The 16,393-nt window shown below is 61.5% G+C and carries 17 protein-coding genes; 3 read left to right on the forward strand and 14 right to left on the reverse strand.

The genetic code is table 11. The annotated features are described in order from the left end of the window. Positions 1 to 31: 31 nt before the first annotated feature. Positions 32 to 1,264 carry a flavin-dependent monooxygenase gene (locus FFM81_RS29545; protein WP_003563848.1) on the reverse strand — a complete coding sequence of 411 codons (1,233 nt, stop codon included), beginning with the start codon at positions 1,262 to 1,264 and terminating at the stop codon, positions 32 to 34. Positions 1,265 to 1,274: 10 nt separating this feature from the next. Then, entirely contained in the window at positions 1,275 to 1,814 is a 540-nt protein-coding gene (locus FFM81_RS29550) for a flavin reductase family protein (RefSeq protein WP_025418870.1), read from the reverse strand. 205 nt (positions 1,815 to 2,019) lie between these two features. Between FFM81_RS29550 and FFM81_RS29555 the strand changes: the two genes are divergently transcribed. Beyond that, positions 2,020 to 2,472 carry a MarR family winged helix-turn-helix transcriptional regulator gene (locus tag FFM81_RS29555; RefSeq protein WP_003563845.1) on the forward strand — a complete coding sequence of 151 codons (453 nt, stop codon included), beginning with the start codon at positions 2,020 to 2,022 and terminating at the stop codon, positions 2,470 to 2,472. A 181-nt stretch (positions 2,473 to 2,653) separates the two neighbouring features. Next, the gene (locus FFM81_RS29560; RefSeq protein ID WP_172643002.1) at positions 2,654 to 3,955 is read left to right on the forward strand and encodes an MFS transporter; all 1,302 of its coding nucleotides are present in this window, start codon (positions 2,654 to 2,656) and stop codon (positions 3,953 to 3,955) included. A 45-nt stretch (positions 3,956 to 4,000) separates the two neighbouring features. Here the strand turns inward: FFM81_RS29560 and FFM81_RS29565 are convergent, their stop codons facing one another. The 4 genes from FFM81_RS29565 to FFM81_RS29580 all read right to left on the reverse strand — a co-directional run bounded on the left by FFM81_RS29565 (position 4,001) and on the right by FFM81_RS29580 (position 5,622). Further along, complete coding sequence (locus tag FFM81_RS29565) at positions 4,001 to 4,282, reverse strand: hypothetical protein (protein ID WP_003563841.1); 282 nt, start codon at positions 4,280 to 4,282, stop codon at positions 4,001 to 4,003. Between the two features lie 174 nt (positions 4,283 to 4,456). Beyond that, the gene (locus FFM81_RS29570) at positions 4,457 to 4,921 is read right to left on the reverse strand and encodes an NUDIX hydrolase (protein ID WP_003563840.1); all 465 of its coding nucleotides are present in this window, start codon (positions 4,919 to 4,921) and stop codon (positions 4,457 to 4,459) included. Positions 4,922 to 4,945: 24 nt separating this feature from the next. Further along, on the reverse strand, positions 4,946 to 5,110 hold the full coding sequence (locus FFM81_RS29575; RefSeq protein WP_003563839.1) for a hypothetical protein: 165 nt from the start codon (positions 5,108 to 5,110) through the stop codon (positions 4,946 to 4,948). A 113-nt stretch (positions 5,111 to 5,223) separates the two neighbouring features. Beyond that, entirely contained in the window at positions 5,224 to 5,622 is a 399-nt protein-coding gene (locus tag FFM81_RS29580; protein ID WP_138385944.1) for a RidA family protein, read from the reverse strand. Positions 5,623 to 5,777: 155 nt separating this feature from the next. On the opposite strand from FFM81_RS29580, the gene FFM81_RS29585 reads away from it, so the two are divergent. Continuing rightward, positions 5,778 to 6,371 (forward strand): TetR/AcrR family transcriptional regulator, encoded by a 594-nt coding sequence (locus FFM81_RS29585; RefSeq protein WP_138385945.1) that lies wholly within the window; start codon positions 5,778 to 5,780, stop codon positions 6,369 to 6,371. Between the two features lie 35 nt (positions 6,372 to 6,406). On the opposite strand, the gene FFM81_RS29590 is transcribed toward FFM81_RS29585, so the two are convergent. From FFM81_RS29590 to ligD, 8 genes are all read right to left on the reverse strand, one after another. Further along, complete coding sequence (locus tag FFM81_RS29590) at positions 6,407 to 7,087, reverse strand: peroxiredoxin-like family protein (RefSeq protein ID WP_003563835.1); 681 nt, start codon at positions 7,085 to 7,087, stop codon at positions 6,407 to 6,409. A 137-nt stretch (positions 7,088 to 7,224) separates the two neighbouring features. Continuing rightward, complete coding sequence (locus FFM81_RS29595) at positions 7,225 to 8,124, reverse strand: carbohydrate ABC transporter permease (RefSeq protein WP_003563834.1); 900 nt, start codon at positions 8,122 to 8,124, stop codon at positions 7,225 to 7,227. Between the two features lie 10 nt (positions 8,125 to 8,134). Next, positions 8,135 to 9,067 carry a carbohydrate ABC transporter permease gene (locus tag FFM81_RS29600; protein WP_003563833.1) on the reverse strand — a complete coding sequence of 311 codons (933 nt, stop codon included), beginning with the start codon at positions 9,065 to 9,067 and terminating at the stop codon, positions 8,135 to 8,137. Between the two features lie 86 nt (positions 9,068 to 9,153). Then, positions 9,154 to 10,458, reverse strand: coding sequence for an ABC transporter substrate-binding protein (locus tag FFM81_RS29605; RefSeq protein ID WP_138385946.1), 1,305 nt, complete (start codon positions 10,456 to 10,458; stop codon positions 9,154 to 9,156). A 146-nt stretch (positions 10,459 to 10,604) separates the two neighbouring features. Beyond that, the gene (locus FFM81_RS29610; RefSeq protein WP_025418863.1) at positions 10,605 to 11,672 is read right to left on the reverse strand and encodes an ABC transporter ATP-binding protein; all 1,068 of its coding nucleotides are present in this window, start codon (positions 11,670 to 11,672) and stop codon (positions 10,605 to 10,607) included. A gap of 59 nt (positions 11,673 to 11,731) precedes the next feature. Beyond that, a complete protein-coding gene (gene denD / locus FFM81_RS29615) occupies positions 11,732 to 12,718 on the reverse strand; it encodes a D-erythronate dehydrogenase (RefSeq protein ID WP_003563830.1) in 987 nt (328 codons plus the stop codon). A gap of 20 nt (positions 12,719 to 12,738) precedes the next feature. Then, entirely contained in the window at positions 12,739 to 13,464 is a 726-nt protein-coding gene (locus tag FFM81_RS29620; protein ID WP_138385977.1) for a FadR/GntR family transcriptional regulator, read from the reverse strand. Positions 13,465 to 13,626: 162 nt separating this feature from the next. Beyond that, positions 13,627 to 16,275 (reverse strand): DNA ligase D, encoded by a 2,649-nt coding sequence (ligD, locus tag FFM81_RS29625; RefSeq protein ID WP_025418861.1) that lies wholly within the window; start codon positions 16,273 to 16,275, stop codon positions 13,627 to 13,629. Positions 16,276 to 16,393: the final 118 nt, after the last annotated feature.

The raw sequence follows: 16,393 nt of genomic DNA on the forward strand, positions 1-16,393 counted from the left end.
TGTCTTCAATCGAAATAATGGGGATGGCGGATCAGAATTGTCCCTTGGGCGGAAGACCGAGCAGATGCTGGCCGACCATGGTGCCGACGGCATCCCAGTTCATGGAAATGTGGCGCCCGACGGCATTTGCATCGCGCCATGCCCGCTGCACGGGGTTGGACATCTGGAGGCCGAGGCCGCCGGTCGATGCATTGAGTGCTTCGACAGCCCGAAGCGCCAGGCTGACTGCAAAGGACTGGCTGCGGCGGGCGAGAATCCGATCTTCCGCGGTGATGTCGCCGGTGCCATCCTCGCGTTCCTGGGCCAGTTGCTGCGCCCGGAAAATATCGCGCAGAATGATTTCGCGGGCGGCATCCACGGATGCGGAGGCTTCCGCCACGCGAAGCTGGATCGTCGGAAATTCGGCGATCTTGTTGTTGCCGCCGGCAACCGCACCCCGTGTCACCCTGGTCCCGATGTGGTCGATATAGCTCTCCAACGCGCCCTTCGCCGCGCCAACGGCGGCGCTGCCGAGGCAGAACGGAATTCCCATGAGCAGCGGCATGTTGAAGAGGCCGATACCCTTATGGAAGCGCCCGCCCGGCGTTCTGCCGGAGGTCGCGTCCGGAAAGCTCAGTATGCGATACTGCGGAACGAAGACATCCTTGAGGATCAGGCTTTTTGAGCCGGTGCCGGCGAGGCCGACCACATCCCAGGTCTCGGCAATGGTATAATCGCTGGCGGGAACCAGAAGGAAGGCCGGCATAGGACGCTCCCCCTCGCCGTTTGGCGGAATGATCGCCGCGCAGAGGGCCCACTGGGCATTTTCGCATCCGCTCGCGAAGGCCCAATCGCCGGATAGACGGAAACCGCCCTCGACGCGTTCAGCCATGCGGACCGGCGCGTAGGAACCGCAGAGCAGTGCATCCGGATTGCTGCCCCACACTTCCTGCTGGACCCTTTCCTCGAACATGGCGAGGAGCCATTGATGCGCGGAAAGGAGGCCGGCAACCCAGCCGGTGGAGGCACAGGCCGACGACAGTTCGATATTTGCATCGACAAGCTCGGCAAACGATCCTTCGTTGCCGCCGAAACGGGCAGGTTTGACGATATCGAAATAGCCGGCGGAGCGCAGCAGATCGATATTGCGCACTGGCACACGGCCGGATTTTTCGGTATCGCGGGCGCCGGTGCGAATTTCGTCCAGCACCGGTGCGATGCGATCTGCAAGACATGCGTTCTCGACCCGCGCTGCGGCGGAAAACAGGGCAGCTGTATTGTTCATGGAACGACCTTCAGTTCTGGGATGTGGGAAGCGCGTGCCGTGGCGCGCAATATTTCGAGTTCTCGTACATCAGCGCGATCGTGTCGTCGGAAAGGCGCGTGTCGACCACCTGCCCGATGAAGATCGTGTGCGTTCCATAGGGAACTGCGCCCATGCGACGGCAGACAACCGAGGCATGCGCGGAATCCAGCACCATCATGCCGCGCTCATGGCGAACCCAATCGGCACCCTCGAAGCGGCGCTCAGGCGCAATCTTGCCGCTGAAACCTTCCGATAGGGCGACCTGCCTGTCGGTCAGAATGCTGACTGCAAATTCCGGCACCTCAAGCAGCATGTCATGCAGGTAGGTGCGATTGTTCAGGCAGATGAGGAGAGATGGCGGATCCATCGAAAGTGATGTGACGGCAGTTGCCGTCATGCCATGGTCCGTACCGTTGCGGCAGGCAGAAATGATCGTCACCGTCGCCGGGAAACGGCGCATGGTCGATCGAAACGCGTCGCTGATCGGTGCGGGGGCCGGCACTATGCCGAGAGCAGCAGTGGCAGACATGATTTCCTCCCGTGTTTCCTCGCCGTCAAATTATTGCATTTGCAACTGTTGTCAACGCAAATCTAGAAATCAGGCGGGAAAAATGTTTGATCTCCCCCGCCATTGTCGGCGGCTGAAAGCCAATCATGTTGTCATCACGGTCATTTAGGTGCATGTCGGAGAGAACATTCAGCAAGCGCCCCGAATCCCGCCAGCAGACAGAGATATGTACAAACTTACCGATTCCGTTCCGTATCTTCTCAATCGCGCCGGCGTGCGGATAGCCGAGGTGTTCGCGCAGAGAATTGCCGAAGACGATCTCAGCGTGGCGATGTACCGGGTTCTGGCGATGCTCAAGGAGCGCCGGGAAAGCACCCTGGGGGATCTCGCCGACGTCGTCTCTGTCGAGATTTCGACGCTTTCGCGCCTCGTCGGCACGCTGGCCAAGCGCAAGCTGGTGTCGAGAACACGTCCGGAAGACAATGGCCGTATCGTCATCGTCAGGCTGACCCCGCAAGGCGAAGCGCTGACGGAAAGGCTCATGCCGCTTGCCGTGGAGCTTGAACGCACCGCGGTTCAGGGCATGTCGGCCGAGGAGGTCGCAGCCCTGAAGAATGCGTTGCGCCGCATGCACAGCAACCTGCCGGCCATGTCCGCAAAGGGAAAAGTCGCTAGCTGAGAAGTTTGCAGCTGCAAATATTTTATTCGCAAGTATTTAATAGCGTGTCATCGTTGTCTTGACATCGCCCGCTCGCGGGTGAGTCTGGCGCTGGGAGGAACCACGCCGGCAATGATCCAGGAGGATTTGTACATGGATCGGTGCGGACCTGCCGTTGGCAGGAGCGTGCTTCCTGTACGCAATGTATGGGGAGGGAAAATTGGCCATACAAGATCTCGCTATTTTCGACGAACGCGTTCGCAGCCCGAATATCATCATCGCCCTTTGTGGTCTGCTGATCCTGTTCGACGGTTATGATCTCATCGTTTACGGCGCAGTCGCGCCGGCGCTGCTCGGTGAAGCAAGCTGGGGCCTGACGCCCGGCATGGTCGGACGGGCTGCCTCCATCACCCTGTTCGGCATGCTGCTCGGCGCGCTCGTTGCGGGAACACTCGCCGACAGGATAGGCCGCCGCAAGGTCATCATGGGCAGCCTGCTGAGCTTCTCGGTTATGATGATCGGCAGCGGTCTTGCACCGAACTTTCTCGTTTTCGAGGCAACCCGCTTTCTAGCCGGTCTGGGGCTCGGCGCTCTTTTTCCGACAGTAACTGCGTTGATCATCGAGTTCTCCCCGCCGAAACGGAAGGCGATCGCCTATTCCTTTGCGCTTCTGGGTTATCTGGCCGGCGGCATCATTTCGGGTATGCTCGGAATGTTGCTGATTCAGAAATACGGATGGCGTCCGCTGATGATCATCGGCGGCGCACCGATCCTGCTACTGCCCTTCTTCATCCGCCTCATCCCCGAGTCCCCCGAATGGCTGGCAACGAAGAACCGTCAGCCCGAAGCCAACCAGATCGCCAACCAGTACGGACTGCCCAATCCCGTAGCCAGGCCGGTGGCGGCACGCCAGGTTGGCATCCCGTCACTATTTTCCGAAGGGCGCCTGCTCCCGACCTTGAACGCATGGGGCATCCACTTCTGTTCGCTCCTGCTGACATTCGGTATGGTCAACTGGCTTCCGACCATTATGAACAAGATGGGCTACGACCTCGGTTCTGCCCTGCTCTTCTCGGTAACGCTCAATCTCGGAGCCGCGGTCGGCCTGCTGATCGGTGCCAGGATTGCTGACCGCGGAAATGTCAAAATCGTTGTGGCAGGTCTGTTTCTTCTCGGCGCCTGCTCGATCTGGTTGCTGACGCAGGTGGATCAGGGCCTCCAGGTTTACGCTCTCGTCGCGCTTGCCGGTACGGGAACGATCGGCACGCAGATCCTCGCCAACATTCTCGTTGGAAACCTCTATCCAGTCGAGATCCGTGGAACGGGCCTTGGCTTCTCGCTCGGCATCGGCCGCATCGGAGGCATGATAGGACCGGCCATCGGCGGCGCGGTTCTTGGGGCGGGCCTCGCTCCGCAGTGGAACTTCTACATCTTCGCTTCTGTCGGAGCCCTTGGATGCGCCCTCGCACTCATGACGTTGCTGTACCGCAAAAAGGCTGATTGATGGCCGGATTGTCGGCGGGTTCGGCATCGGAGCCTGCCGACAATGCTAATGAACCATTCCAGGCGGTTTCGCCCTGTTGGCAAACTGGTGGACGAGCATGATGCCCTGCTCGAGGAGCAGTTCGGCCGCCCGCAGATTGTGCGGCGCGAGCTCGCCCGAAAGTCCGCGGATCGTATTGGCGATGCAGACGGAGTTGGCGACGAAACGGGCATCGCCCTCCCCTTCGGCCTCCTCGGCGGTTGCTTCCAAGGCATCGGCGACGGTGTCGAGCAGGCTCGACCGTTCAACAAGCGTCATGTCGTTCAGGGTTTTCGAAATGCCGTTCATGATTGTCTCCTCGCGCGAGCCCAGGCCGGGCCGCAGCGCCGATTTTCTCGATGTGCGTCAGATGGCTGTGACTGTCAGATGGAGATGCATGTCTTCAGAAGCAACGCATGGCTGCCGCGCGCTTCACGCATGCGTGCAGCAAGACGGGCGGCCCACATAATCATTTCGCGCCGATCATTCCTGATGCTTCAGGAGATCGGCAAGCATCGGCCGCTGCCCTTTCAACAGCTTTGTTCCGGCGTCGGCCAGGGAAAACCAGCCGGCGCGGTCAACCTCGGGAAAGCTCCTGACCCGGCCCGATTTCGGCGGCCATTCCATTTGAAACTCGGCGCTCCGTATCGCATTCACGTCCAATAGCGGATCGGCTTCGATCGACCAGGCGACGACGATCTTGCCGCCAGGCTGTCGGTATTCGCCGAGGGGCGTGGCTATGCCGTCGACTGCTACACCCAGCTCTTCGGCCGTCTCCCTCTTCGCCGCGGCGAGTTCATCCTCTTCCGGCTCGACCAATCCCTTCGGGATCGACCAGGCAGCCTCGTCTTTCCCAGCCCAAAAGGGACCGCCCGGATGGACGAGAAGGACTTCGAGGTCCGCGGACAGGCGCCGATAGATGAGAAGTCCGGCGCTACGGATCGCCATCGCGCTGCGCCCTTCCTGCGTTCATCATGAGGCGAGACATTCCTCGCAGATGCCGCAACCGTCATCATCCATCCATTGACACCGGCGCTGGCAACAAAGGCACGCGCGGCCATCGGGCTGTTCTTTGGTGTCTTCCGGAGGAATGATCTCGATCGCCGCATCGAAAAGAGTGTCAGCCACAAGTTCCATGATCTCGTCGCTCCATCAGTCTGTTCGACATGAGATAGGAGCGGCTACCGATGTCGGCAAGTCTCCACGGCAGTAGCGGCAGGGCGTTCCGGCGCAGCCGGGGTTTGGCGATGTCAGTTTCTTGCCGGAATACGGGCGATGACCTTGATCTCGAAGTCGAAGCCGGCGAGCCAGTTGACGCCGAGCGCAGTCCAGTTCGGATAGGGTGCCTTGCTGAAAATCTCCTGCTTGACGGCCAGGATCGTTCCGAACTGGTTTTCAGGATCGGTATGGAAGCTGGTGACATCGACGATATCGTCCAGCGTGCAGCCGGCGGCACTGAGCGTGGCCTTCAAGTTTTCGAACGCCAGCCGCACCTGGCGTTCGAAATCCGGTTCAGCTGTTCCGTCCGAACGGCTGCCGACCTGTCCGGAGACAAACAGCAGGTCGCCGGACCGGATCGCGGCGGAATAGCCGTGCTTCTCATAAAGATCATGCCTTCCGGCAGGAAAGATTGCTTCGCGTTGGGTCATTCTGATCTCGCTTTATTGTTGGAAACCACCGATGAGAGCGAGGTGAGACTTCCCAAGCCCGCCTTCATTTTGATATACGGTACGTATGTGAAATAGCCGACATGCGCGCCGTATGTCAAGTCCATATACGCTTCGTATATGAAATGAGGGGTCGAATGGCGAAGACACGCAGCGAAACGATGCAGGAAAACCGCGTCAAACTGATCGCGGCTGCGCGCAAGGCTTTTGCCGAAAAAGGCTACGCGGCAGCGTCGATGGATGAGTTGACGGCTGACGCCGGCCTGACACGCGGCGCGCTCTACCACAACTTCGGAGATAAACGCGGGTTGCTGGCGGCGGTGGTCGATCAGCTCGACACGGAAATGGCGGTGCGCGCCAAGGAGATTGGGGCGCAAGCGGGCAATGATTGGCAGGGCCTGCTTGCCGAGGGTGCGGCCTATATCGAGATGGCGCTCAATCCGGAAGTCCAACGCATCGTTCTGCTCGACGGACCCGCGGTGTTGGGTGATCCCTCGCAATGGCCGAGCCAGAGCAGCTGTCTGCAGGTGACCAAAAGCACCGTGGAGCGCCTGACCGAACAAGGCATCCTCAAACCGCTCGACGCAGAAGCGGCGGCCCGATTGCTGAGCGGCGCGGCTCTGAATGCGGCTCTCTGGATCGCCGCCAGCGAAAATCCGCAGAGCGTTCTGCCGAAGGCGGTCGAGGCTTTTCATGCCTTGGCGGCAGGTCTGCTTTTGCAGCGTTCGTGATCCGCTAGCAAGGCAGGTGGACCGTTCGCGGCAGGTCAGTGCTCAAGGCTGCCGGCGGCGGCGATGATCTCGGCCGTCGTCGGGAAGACGGAGAGGCTGTTCGGTCCGTCGAGCGCCTCGATTCGTGCCCAGCCAATGGTGCCGTTCGCATTCACGAGGAAGTGCCCGACGAGCTGGGTACCGTGGTTGGCGAAGATCGCATGGTCGGCTTCGGTAAGCTCGAAGCGGTCGTTGGCATTAAGTATCGTGTTGGCTTCCATCGGATGCAGCGGCTCCGGCAGTTCGCCGGTGGGGTTGATGCGGGCCGCCTGGAACTGCGCGATCGTTACCCTATAGGGCCATTCGGGCTGCTCGTGGCTCCCCTCGGGCAGGAACTCGGCATGCGGCACACCGTAGGCCCGATGCGTGCGGCAGTCCGGATCACAGAGAAGCGTGATCGGCGTCGGCCGGTGGCGGAAATACAGGCGCGCACGTTCCACCGGCGTGTTAATCACGGCCACGATCTCCACCCCGGCGGCGCGCAGGGATGGCTCTACGCTGGCAAGCTGTTCCAGCTGACGCCGGCAGAACGGGCAGTGCAGCCCGCGATAGAAGCCGATCAGGAACGGGCGACCGCTCAAATCGGCGAAAGAGACCGTTCCGTCGAAGTTGGCCGTGGCCAGCGCGAATCCGGGCGCGGCTTCTCCAGGTCGCAGCGGGCGTTTCTGGTCACCCATGGAATAATTCCTTCATCGTATCGTCCAGGAGGACGACCGAAATCAACTATACCACGTGTCGCCAGAAGGCCCAGTGCTCGACTTGGAGACGCTGACTACGGCTCGGCATGCCATTGCCGCAGCACATTCAGCGTCGGTCACTCCTTCACCGCCCCGGTCATCGAGGACACGTAGTAATCCACGAAGAACGAGTAGAGGATGACCACCGGCAGCGAGCCGAACAGGGCGCCCGCCATCAGTGCCCCCCATTCGAAGACATCGCCGCGCACCAGTTCGGTCAGCACCCCGACCGGAATGGTTTTATTCTCAGATGACTGAATGAACGTAAGGGCATAGATGAATTCGTTCCAGGACAGCGTGAAGGCGAAAATCCCGGCCGAGATCAGCCCCGGCACGGCGAGCGGCAGGATGATCTTGATGAGGATCTGCCACCGGTTGGCGCCGTCCACCAGCGCGCTTTCCTCCAGCTCGAAGGGGATCGAGCGGAAATAACCCATCAGCAGCCAGGTGCAGAAGGGAATGAGGAAGGTCGGATAGGTGAAGATCAGCGCCAGCCGCGAGTCGTAGATGCCGAGCTTGAAAACGATGAAGGCAAGCGGAATGAAGAGGATCGACGGAGGCACGAGATAGGCGAGGAAGATCACCAGGCCGACCGAACGCGAGCCGGTAAAGCGGACCCGCTCGATCGCATAGGCGCCCAATACCGAAGCCACCAGCGAGAGAAAGGTGGAGCAGACCGCCACCAGCATCGTGTTCCACAGCCAGCCCGGATAGGATGTCTCGAGGAACAGGTATTTGATGTGGGCGATCGTCGGTCCCACCACCCAGAAGGGGCTGTAATTGTTGTAGTCGGTCAGCTGTTCGTTGGGCTTCACCGCGGTGATCGCCATCCAGTAGAAAGGGAAGAGCAGAACGAAGACGAAGACCGCCATCGGCAGATAGAGCATCACGATCCGCCGCGGCAGGCGGTTCAGATAGCTCATGCCTTCGGCGTTGTCGGTCAGGGCCTGATCGGCGGTGTTGGAATGTGTTGACATCGTCATTCTCCTAATCCTGGCCGCCCTGCTGCCATTTGCGCCGCTGCAGGCCGAAGAAGCTGAACATGATCGCACCGAGCAGGAAGGGCACCATGGCGACCGCGATGGCCGCGCCCTCGCCCAGCTGGCCGCCGGGAATGCCGCGCTGGAACGACAGTGTCGCCATCAGATGCGTCGCATTGACGGGGCCGCCCTTGGTCAGCACGTAGATCAGCTGGAAATCGGTAAAGGTGAAAAGCACCGAGAAGGTCATCACCACGGCGATGATCGGCGTCAGCATCGGCAGCGTCACGTAGCGGAAACGCTGCCAGCTGGTGGCGCCGTCGAGCGAGGCTGCTTCCTGCAGAGATGCCGGGATCGTCTGCAGCCCCGCAAGCAGCGAAATCGCCACAAAGGGAATGCCGCGCCAGACATTGGCGACGATGACCGATATGCGCGCATTGATCGGGTCGCCGAGGAAGTTGATCGGCCCGCTGATCAGCCCCAGCTTCATCAGCGACCAGGAAATGATCGAGAACTGCGAATCGTAGATCCACCAGAATGCCAGCGCCGAAAGCACCGTGGGCACCACCCAGGGCAACAGGACGATGGCCCGGAAGAAGGATTTGTAGGGCAGGTGCTGGTTGAGCAGCATCGCCAGCCAGAGGCCGAGCGCGAATTTCAGCACCGAGGCGACGAACGTGTAGAGAATGGTGTTGAAGACCGACAGCCAGAAGACGGAATCCTCCATCAGGAACTGGTAGTTCTCCAGCCCGATGAAGATGCCGTCGCGGCCGATCCTGGTATCGGTGAAGCCGAGCCAGACGCCGAGCCCCAGCGGATAGGTGAGAAAGCAGACAAGGAACACCGCCGCCGGCAGCATGAACAGGAAGCCGAGCACATTGTTGTTCTGCAGGAGCGAAGAGACCGGCCCACGTCCATCCCCCGAATTTGCCATCGACATTGCTTATCTCCAGATCGCGTTTCGGACTCCCGCAGGAGTTTGCGGCATGCCGAAGGCCGGCACGCCGCTTGCTTTCCGCCTCTTGCTCAGACGCGATAATAGCGGTTTGCCCGCCGTTCAGCTTCCTTCATCGCATCTTCCGGCGACATCTGGCCGGTGACGGCGGCCGCATACATGTCGACCAGAACATAGTCGGCCATGGTTGCCGCCGAGGCATAGCCGAGCGGGCCGGCATAGCCGTTCGGACGCAGTTTTTCCGAGGCGCGCGCATAGGGCGCGTGCACCGGATCGGCGGTCCAGATCGGGTTTTTGGCGAACGCCTTAAGTGGCTGGCAGCAATAGGCGCTGGAGCCCTGGATCCAGGCATTCATCTGGTCGGCTTCCATCATGAACTTGATGTAAGCCTTGGCCGCTTCCGGATATTTGCTGTGCTTGAAGAGCAGAAGCGAGCTCGTCTGGCAAAGTTCGACGCTCTTGCCGACGGGGCCGATCGGGAAGTTCGTCGTGCGGATGTCCTTGGCGATCTCGGCGAGCTTCGGGTCGTTCTTGGCGGTGTAATAGACCGAAACGCCGTTGGCGATCAGCGAGACCTGGCCGGCCAGGAAAGCACGGTTGTTGTTGACGTCCTGCCAGCTTTCCGTGCCCGGAATGAAGGTCGCATAAAGCTCCTTGGCATAGTTGATCGAAGCCAGCGTTTCCGGGCTGTTGATCGTTACCTTGCCGCTTTCGTCGACCATCATGCCGTTATGGCTCCACAGCAGCCAGTGGGCATAGTTGTTGCCGTCGCCGACGGCCTTGCCGTGCGGGAAGCCGGCCGGCGTGCCTTTTGCCTTCATCGCCTTGCAGAGTTCGAGGAAGCCTGCGGTATCGTTGGGGAATTCGTTGAAACCGGCAGCCTTCACGTGGCTGTCGCGATAGACGACAGCATTGCCGATCGCTGTCAGCGGCATGGCGATGAAGGTGTCGCCGCGCGTGGCATAACCCTTCACGCCGTCGTACCAGCCCTCATATTTGTTGCCGAGATAATTGCCGAGTTCGGTGAGATCGACCAGCTTGTCCGGATACTGGTGGGCATCGTCGAACCAGCACATGATGAGATCGGGGCCGGAGCCGACATTGGCGGCAACGGCGGCCTTCGGGCGGATGTCTTCCCAGCTTTCCTTGTCGATGCGCACCTCGACGCCGGTCGCCTCGGTGAACTTCTTGGTGTTGGCAAGCCAGGCCTCCTCGTCGCCCTTGACGAAGGGCGTCCAGCGCAGCAGGCGAAGGCTGGCGCCGCTTTCCGGCGTGTAAGTCGGTTCGGCCTGCGCCAGGGACGGCCGGATACCGAGGCCGGCAGCACCGGCGACGGCAGCCGAGGCGGCAAGAAAGTCGCGTCTTCTGATCTTCATGAGATTCCTCCTCAAAAGCGGGTACGAATTCCCCGTCCCTCACCTCCCGCTTGGTGAACGACGATCCTTGCATCCCGAAAGGAGATGCGACCGGCCTGCGGACAGCGAAAAGGGCTCCTCCGCCCCCGCGCCGCCGCCGGACGGCGTCAGTCGGTCAATCTCCGGCCGCTCTCGGCATCGAAGAGATGAACATGCGCCGCGTCGATCGAAACGTGCAGGATTTCGCCTGGCCGGGCGCTGACGCGTTCGCGGAAGACGCAGCTGAGCTCGCTGCCGCCGAGCTTGAGAATGAGATGCGTCTCGTAGCCGGTCGGCTCGATCACCACGATTTCGCCGGGCAGGCCATTGGCGTCGAGCAGGATATATTCCGGGCGAAGCCCGTAGACGAGGTCGCGGCCAATGGCGCCGGCTGGCGGATTGAAGACCGGCAGCGCCGTGCCGTCGGGTGCCATGAAGCGTGCCGGGTTTTCCGGATCGAGCCTGCCCTTGATCATGTTCATCGCCGGCGAGCCGATGAAGCCGCCGACGAAGAGATTGGCCGGCTTGTCGTAGAGCTCGAGCGGCGTGCCGATCTGCTCGACAACGCCATCATGCATGACGACGATCTTGTCGGCCATGGTCATGGCTTCGATCTGATCGTGGGTGACGTAAACAGTGGTGGTTTTCAGCCGCTGGTGCAGTTCTTTGATCTCGGCGCGCATGGCGACACGCAGCTTGGCATCGAGGTTGGACAGCGGCTCGTCGAACAGGAAGACTTCCGGATCGCGCACGATGGCGCGGCCCATGGCGACACGCTGGCGCTGGCCGCCGGAAAGCTGGCGCGGATAGCGGTCGAGCAGCTTGTCGAGGCCGAGGATGCCGGCGGCATATTTCACCCGCTTTTCCGCCTCCGCCTTCGGCGACTTGTTGAGCATGAGCGAGAAGCCCATGTTCTGCTCCACCGTCATATGCGGATAGAGCGCGTAGTTCTGGAACACCATGGCGATATCGCGATCCTTCGGCGGCAGCGTGTTGACCACCCGCCCGCCAATCTTGATCTCGCCGCCGGAAATGTTCTCAAGTCCCGCCAGCATCCGCAGCAATGTGGATTTGCCGCAACCCGACGGGCCGACCAGGATCACGAACTCACCATCGGCGATGTCGATATCCACGCCTTTGATGACCGGAAATGAACCGAATGATTTCCGCACATCCGCGAATTGAACGCCTGCCATACTCACTCCTCCCAGAAATCGAGCGCTACACGCTATGTCTTCGTCTTGTCGTTATCTCTTCATCGGGACGCACCCGGAGCATCTTCGGAGAGGTAGACCTCGATCAGCTCGTCGACGCTGGTCTCGGCGGTGAACCCCAATTGGGTCGCACGATCGGGCGCAAAGGATTTCGGCCACCCAGCGACGATCCCTTCAATGACCTCGTCGCGGCGGCGGTCGATCAACTCAGCCGCCGCAGGGCCGGCGACACGGCGCAATGCGGCAATCTGGTCGGCAACGGTGGCGGCAACGCCCGGCATGGTGAGCGTGCGCCGCGCACCCAGCGACGATGTGTCGAGCGTGGCGGCGTGGATCAGAAATTTGATGGCGGAACGCGGGCTTGCCAGCCAATGCTTGACCGTATCCTCCACCGGAAGAACCGCCCGCTGGCCGGCGAGCGGTTCCCGCAAAATTCCGGAAAAGAAGCCCGATGCGGCGGCGTTCGGCGCACCGGGCCGGATGACGATGGTCGGCAACCGAATTCCGACGCCGTCGACGAAGCCGCGGCGCGAATAATCGCCGAGCAGAAGTTCCGATATCGCTTTCTGCACGCCGTAGCTGGTGAGCGGCGCCTGGACGTAATCGTCGGGGATCGGATCGGGAAACGGTGTGCCGTAAACCGCAATTGACGAAGTGAAGACGAAGCGGGGAACATAGGCTTGCCGGCTTCCCTCATGACGGATCGCTTCCAGCAGTGCGCGTGTGCCATCGAGATTGACCCGGTAGCCGAGTTCGAAATTGCGCTCGGCCTCGCCGGAAACGATCGCGGCGAGATGGAAGATTACGTCGGCCCGGCGAGCCGCCAAGGCTTCGGCCGCGCCCCCTTCCGAAATATCGGCAGCCAGCGCTTCCACCGAGGCAACGACGCCTGATGGCACCGGCGGCGCCGCGATATCCACCAGCGTCATGCGCGTGATCGTTTGAGCGCCGAGGGAACCGCTGCGCGCCAAGCTGGCGGCAAGCTTACGGCCGATCATTCCTCCCGCCCCGATAATGAGAATATGCATCGTGTTCGTCTCCCTGCGGTCTATGAAAAGAGCAGCTTGGTTGTCGTATAAATGCGGGTTTCGTGGATCGCGAAGGCCGCGCATGCGGCGTCCGGATCGTGCGTCTCCAGACCGGCGAGGATTAATCGGTGATCGGCGATGCTCGTGGCGATCGTCCCGGGCTGCGATACGACGCGCCTGCGGTGGCTGAGAAGATAAGAATAGAGATCGGCGGCCATGTCGGCCAGCACCGCATTGCCGCTGGAACGGTAGATGGCGGTGTGAAACTCCCGGTCGCAGATCAAGAAACGCACAGGATCGTCACTGGCGGCTTCCTGTGCGGTGATCGACTTGCGGAGATAATCAAGCGTCGGCGCTTCGACCTTGACCGCGGCAGCCCTGACCACCTGCGCTTCGATCAGCAGTCGCGCCTCATGAACATTGTCGAGACTATAGGCCGCAATGTCGCGGTAGCGCGCCGCCTGGACAGCCAATTCGCCGACGTCCTCCGATGCCACCACGGTGCGCGTTCCCTGCGCGACAGAGAGAATTCCATGTGTGGCGAGGATGAGGATCGCGCCGCGGACGGTCTCGCGGCTGACCGAGAGCGCGGCAGCCAGTTCACGTTCGCTGGGCAGCGGGTCGCCTGATTTGAGGATGCCGGTCGCGATGAAGGTCGCAATTTTCTGGACGACGAAGTCTTTCATCGACTTCTTCGGCGCTCCCCCAAGCGTCGCAACCTCTTCGAGCATCGCTCGAACATCCACTGCCATGCCCCTCTCCCTGAGGTCTGCTGGTCCGGTAAGTGGACCACTAGACTTCATGGCCGGGGGATTGTCAACGCTCGATCTATGCGATCCGCTTCACTGCTATTTGGAGTAGTTTTGCGAACGGCAATATGGCACGCAGAGAAAATTCATTCGTGATGTTCAAGCCGCCGCGGATGCTTTGCCGAGGCGTTTGATCGCTTGCTCCAGCGGACGCTCGCCATCGCAGTAATCCTCCCAGGCTGGCGATTTCGACAGCAGTGCCGGCACGGTGCGGATGGTGAAGCGTTTCGGGTCGAGATCCGATTTGACCTGGGTCCAGGTCAGCGGCATCGAGACCGTGGCGCCTGGCCGGGCCCGTGGGGACAAGGGTGCCACGGCCGTAGCCATCCGGTCGTTGCGGAGATAGTCGAGGAAGATGCGGCCGTTCCTCAGGCTCTTGGTCATCTTGATCAGATAAAGATCGGGATTGTCGCGCGCCATCTGCTGGCAGACGTCGTGCGCGAAGCTCTTCGCCTCAGCCCAGGAAAGCGGCTTGCGTTTGTTGATCGCAAGCGGCGTGACAACGTGCAGGCCCTTGCCGCCGGTTGTCTTGCAGAAGCTGATCAGGCCCAGTGCGTCGAGACGATCGCGCATTTCGCGGGCGGCGGAAACGACCGTCGAGAACGGCACGTCGGGGCCGGGGTCGAGGTCGAACACCAGCCGGCCCGGCACCTCCGGCTTGTGCGGTTGGCAATTCCAGGGGTGCAATTCGACAGCGCCGATCTGCGCGACAGCAGCCAGACCCTCGACCCTGTCGATCTGCAGGTAGGGCTTTTTGTCGCCGAAGACCTTGACCAGTTCGAGGAGGTTCGAGGTGCCGGGCATGGCATGGCGCTGGAAGAACTGCTCGCCGCCGAGCCCATCGGGCGCACGGATGATCGAACAGGGACGCCCTTCGATATGCGCGATCATCCAGCCGCCGACGGCTTCATAATAGCGCGCCAGCTCTTCCTTGGTCACCGGCCTGCGGTCATTGGCATCCGGCCACAGCGGCTTGTCCGGATTGGAGATCATCACCCCCATCACCTCGGTTTTGGCGCCTTTACGGCGAGCGGGCCTCGCCTTCACCTCCGCCTCCGCCGCCGGCTCCGGTACCTCGGTCTCAGCGGGCTTGGCCGGCCGTTCGGCCTTGACCTCTCTGGCCGGCTTGTCCTCCCGCAGGCCCTTGAAGGCCGCCTGGCGGACGATGCCGTCGGCGGTCCAGCCTGCGAACTCGATTTCCGCCACCAGCTTGGGCTTCAGCCAGGTGACCTCGGCCTCCTTCTTCGGCGCACCGATGCCGGTGAAGGGCGATTTTGCCGCCTCGAGCGCCTGCAGTTTCGGCAGCAGCGTTTCCACTTTCTTCGCGCCATATCCGGTGCCGACGCGGCCGACATAGACGAAGTGGTCGCCGCGGTAGACGCCGACCAGCAGGGAGCGGAATTTGCCGTTGGTCTTGGCATAGGCGCCGATCACCACTTCGTGGCCGGCGCGGCATTTCGACTTGGCCCAGCTGTCGGCGCGGCCGGATTGATAGGGAGCATCGACCTGTTTGGAGACGATGCCTTCCAGTGAGAGCTTGCAGGCGGAGCGAAGGACCGCATCGCCGCCGGTCTCGAAATGCTCGACGAAACGGAGCCGAGGGTCATCACCGGCATCCGCCAGCAAGCTTTGAAGCCGGGCCTTGCGCTCCACGACCGGCAACGACCGCAAGTCCTCGCCACCCTCGTAAAGAAGATCGAAGGCGAAATAGACGAGATCGCCGGTCCTGCCTTCCGAAATGGCGGCCTGCAGGGCTGCGAAATCCGGTGCGCCATGGTCGTCGAGAGCACAGATCTCGCCGTCGATAATGGCGTCGGGTAGTGCCGATGCCGCCTCGGCGATCTCCGGATATTTACCGGTCCAGTCGAGCCCCTTCCGCGTCTTCAGCGTCACCTCGCCCTCGAGCGTCCGCATCTGGATCCGGTAGCCATCGAATTTGATCTCGTGAATCCAGCCCTCGCCGGCCGGCGGCCGCTCCAGGGTCTGGCAAAGCTGCGGCGCGATGAAATCCGGGAGGTCGACCCTTGCCGCTTTCGGCTTCCTGCCGGCTCGGCCCGTCTCTTTCCTCTCTTCGGCGGCCAGCCCGTGGTTGCTGTCCCAGACGGCATCGGCCTTGATATCGCCGCCTTTCATCATGAACGGCTTCGGCTTGCGGCCCTTGCCGGCGGCAATCGCCTCCATCGTCCGGCCGGAGGCAACCGAGGTATCGTTGTCCTCCAGGATCGCTTCGCCATTTTCGTCGACCGAGAACGCGTCGTGATGTTTGATCAGCAGCCAGTTGGTCCGTTTGCCGCCGTCGCGATCATTGCGCATGCGCACCAGCACGAAGCTGCCGTGCAGCCGTTCGCCTTCCAGCGTGAACTTGAAGTCGCCCTTGGCAAGCGCCTGCTCCGGGCTCTTCTTTCCCTCGGGCTCCCAATAGCCGCGGTCCCACAACATCACCGTGCCGCCGCCATACTGGCCTTTCGGGATCGTGCCTTCGAAGTCGCCATAATCGAGTGGGTGATCTTCCACCTCGACGGCCAGCCGCTTGTCGTGCGGATCGAGCGACGGGCCTTTGGTGACCGCCCAGGATTTGAAGACGCCGTCGAGTTCGAGCCGCAGGTCGTAATGCAGTCGGGTGGCGTCGTGTTTCTGGATGACGAAGCGACGGCGATTGCTGCGCGCGATCTGCTTGTCGCCGCTCGGCTCCGCCGTCTTTTGAAAATCGCGCTTCGAGCGATATGTCGACAGGTTGTCACTGGCCATGGTCGTTTCCGAATCAACATCCAAGCATGGAATGCCGGCCGGCGGCTGGAAGTTCCATGATGGCCTCCTCCCGCTGAAACATGGGAACAAGTGCGTCTCTGCCAAGCCTCGCCTGCCG

The organism is Rhizobium hidalgonense (assembly GCF_005862185.2).
Lineage (GTDB): Bacteria > Pseudomonadota > Alphaproteobacteria > Rhizobiales > Rhizobiaceae > Rhizobium > Rhizobium hidalgonense.

Coding starts and splice junctions, on each gene's coding strand:
- FFM81_RS29545 (WP_003563848.1), bottom strand. CDS start 1,264: ATGAACAATACAGCTGCCCTGTTTTCCGCCGCAGCGCGGGTCGAGAAC.
- FFM81_RS29550 (WP_025418870.1), bottom strand. CDS start 1,814: ATGTCTGCCACTGCTGCTCTCGGCATAGTGCCGGCCCCCGCACCGATC.
- FFM81_RS29555 (WP_003563845.1), top strand. CDS start 2,020: ATGTACAAACTTACCGATTCCGTTCCGTATCTTCTCAATCGCGCCGGC.
- FFM81_RS29560 (WP_172643002.1), top strand. CDS start 2,654: ATGTATGGGGAGGGAAAATTGGCCATACAAGATCTCGCTATTTTCGAC.
- FFM81_RS29565 (WP_003563841.1), bottom strand. CDS start 4,282: ATGAACGGCATTTCGAAAACCCTGAACGACATGACGCTTGTTGAACGG.
- FFM81_RS29570 (WP_003563840.1), bottom strand. CDS start 4,921: ATGGCGATCCGTAGCGCCGGACTTCTCATCTATCGGCGCCTGTCCGCG.
- FFM81_RS29575 (WP_003563839.1), bottom strand. CDS start 5,110: ATGGAACTTGTGGCTGACACTCTTTTCGATGCGGCGATCGAGATCATT.
- FFM81_RS29580 (WP_138385944.1), bottom strand. CDS start 5,622: ATGACCCAACGCGAAGCAATCTTTCCTGCCGGAAGGCATGATCTTTAT.
- FFM81_RS29585 (WP_138385945.1), top strand. CDS start 5,778: ATGGCGAAGACACGCAGCGAAACGATGCAGGAAAACCGCGTCAAACTG.
- FFM81_RS29590 (WP_003563835.1), bottom strand. CDS start 7,087: ATGGGTGACCAGAAACGCCCGCTGCGACCTGGAGAAGCCGCGCCCGGA.
- FFM81_RS29595 (WP_003563834.1), bottom strand. CDS start 8,124: ATGTCAACACATTCCAACACCGCCGATCAGGCCCTGACCGACAACGCC.
- FFM81_RS29600 (WP_003563833.1), bottom strand. CDS start 9,067: ATGTCGATGGCAAATTCGGGGGATGGACGTGGGCCGGTCTCTTCGCTC.
- FFM81_RS29605 (WP_138385946.1), bottom strand. CDS start 10,458: ATGAAGATCAGAAGACGCGACTTTCTTGCCGCCTCGGCTGCCGTCGCC.
- FFM81_RS29610 (WP_025418863.1), bottom strand. CDS start 11,672: ATGGCAGGCGTTCAATTCGCGGATGTGCGGAAATCATTCGGTTCATTT.
- denD (WP_003563830.1), bottom strand. CDS start 12,718: ATGCATATTCTCATTATCGGGGCGGGAGGAATGATCGGCCGTAAGCTT.
- ligD (WP_025418861.1), bottom strand. CDS start 16,275: ATGGCCAGTGACAACCTGTCGACATATCGCTCGAAGCGCGATTTTCAA.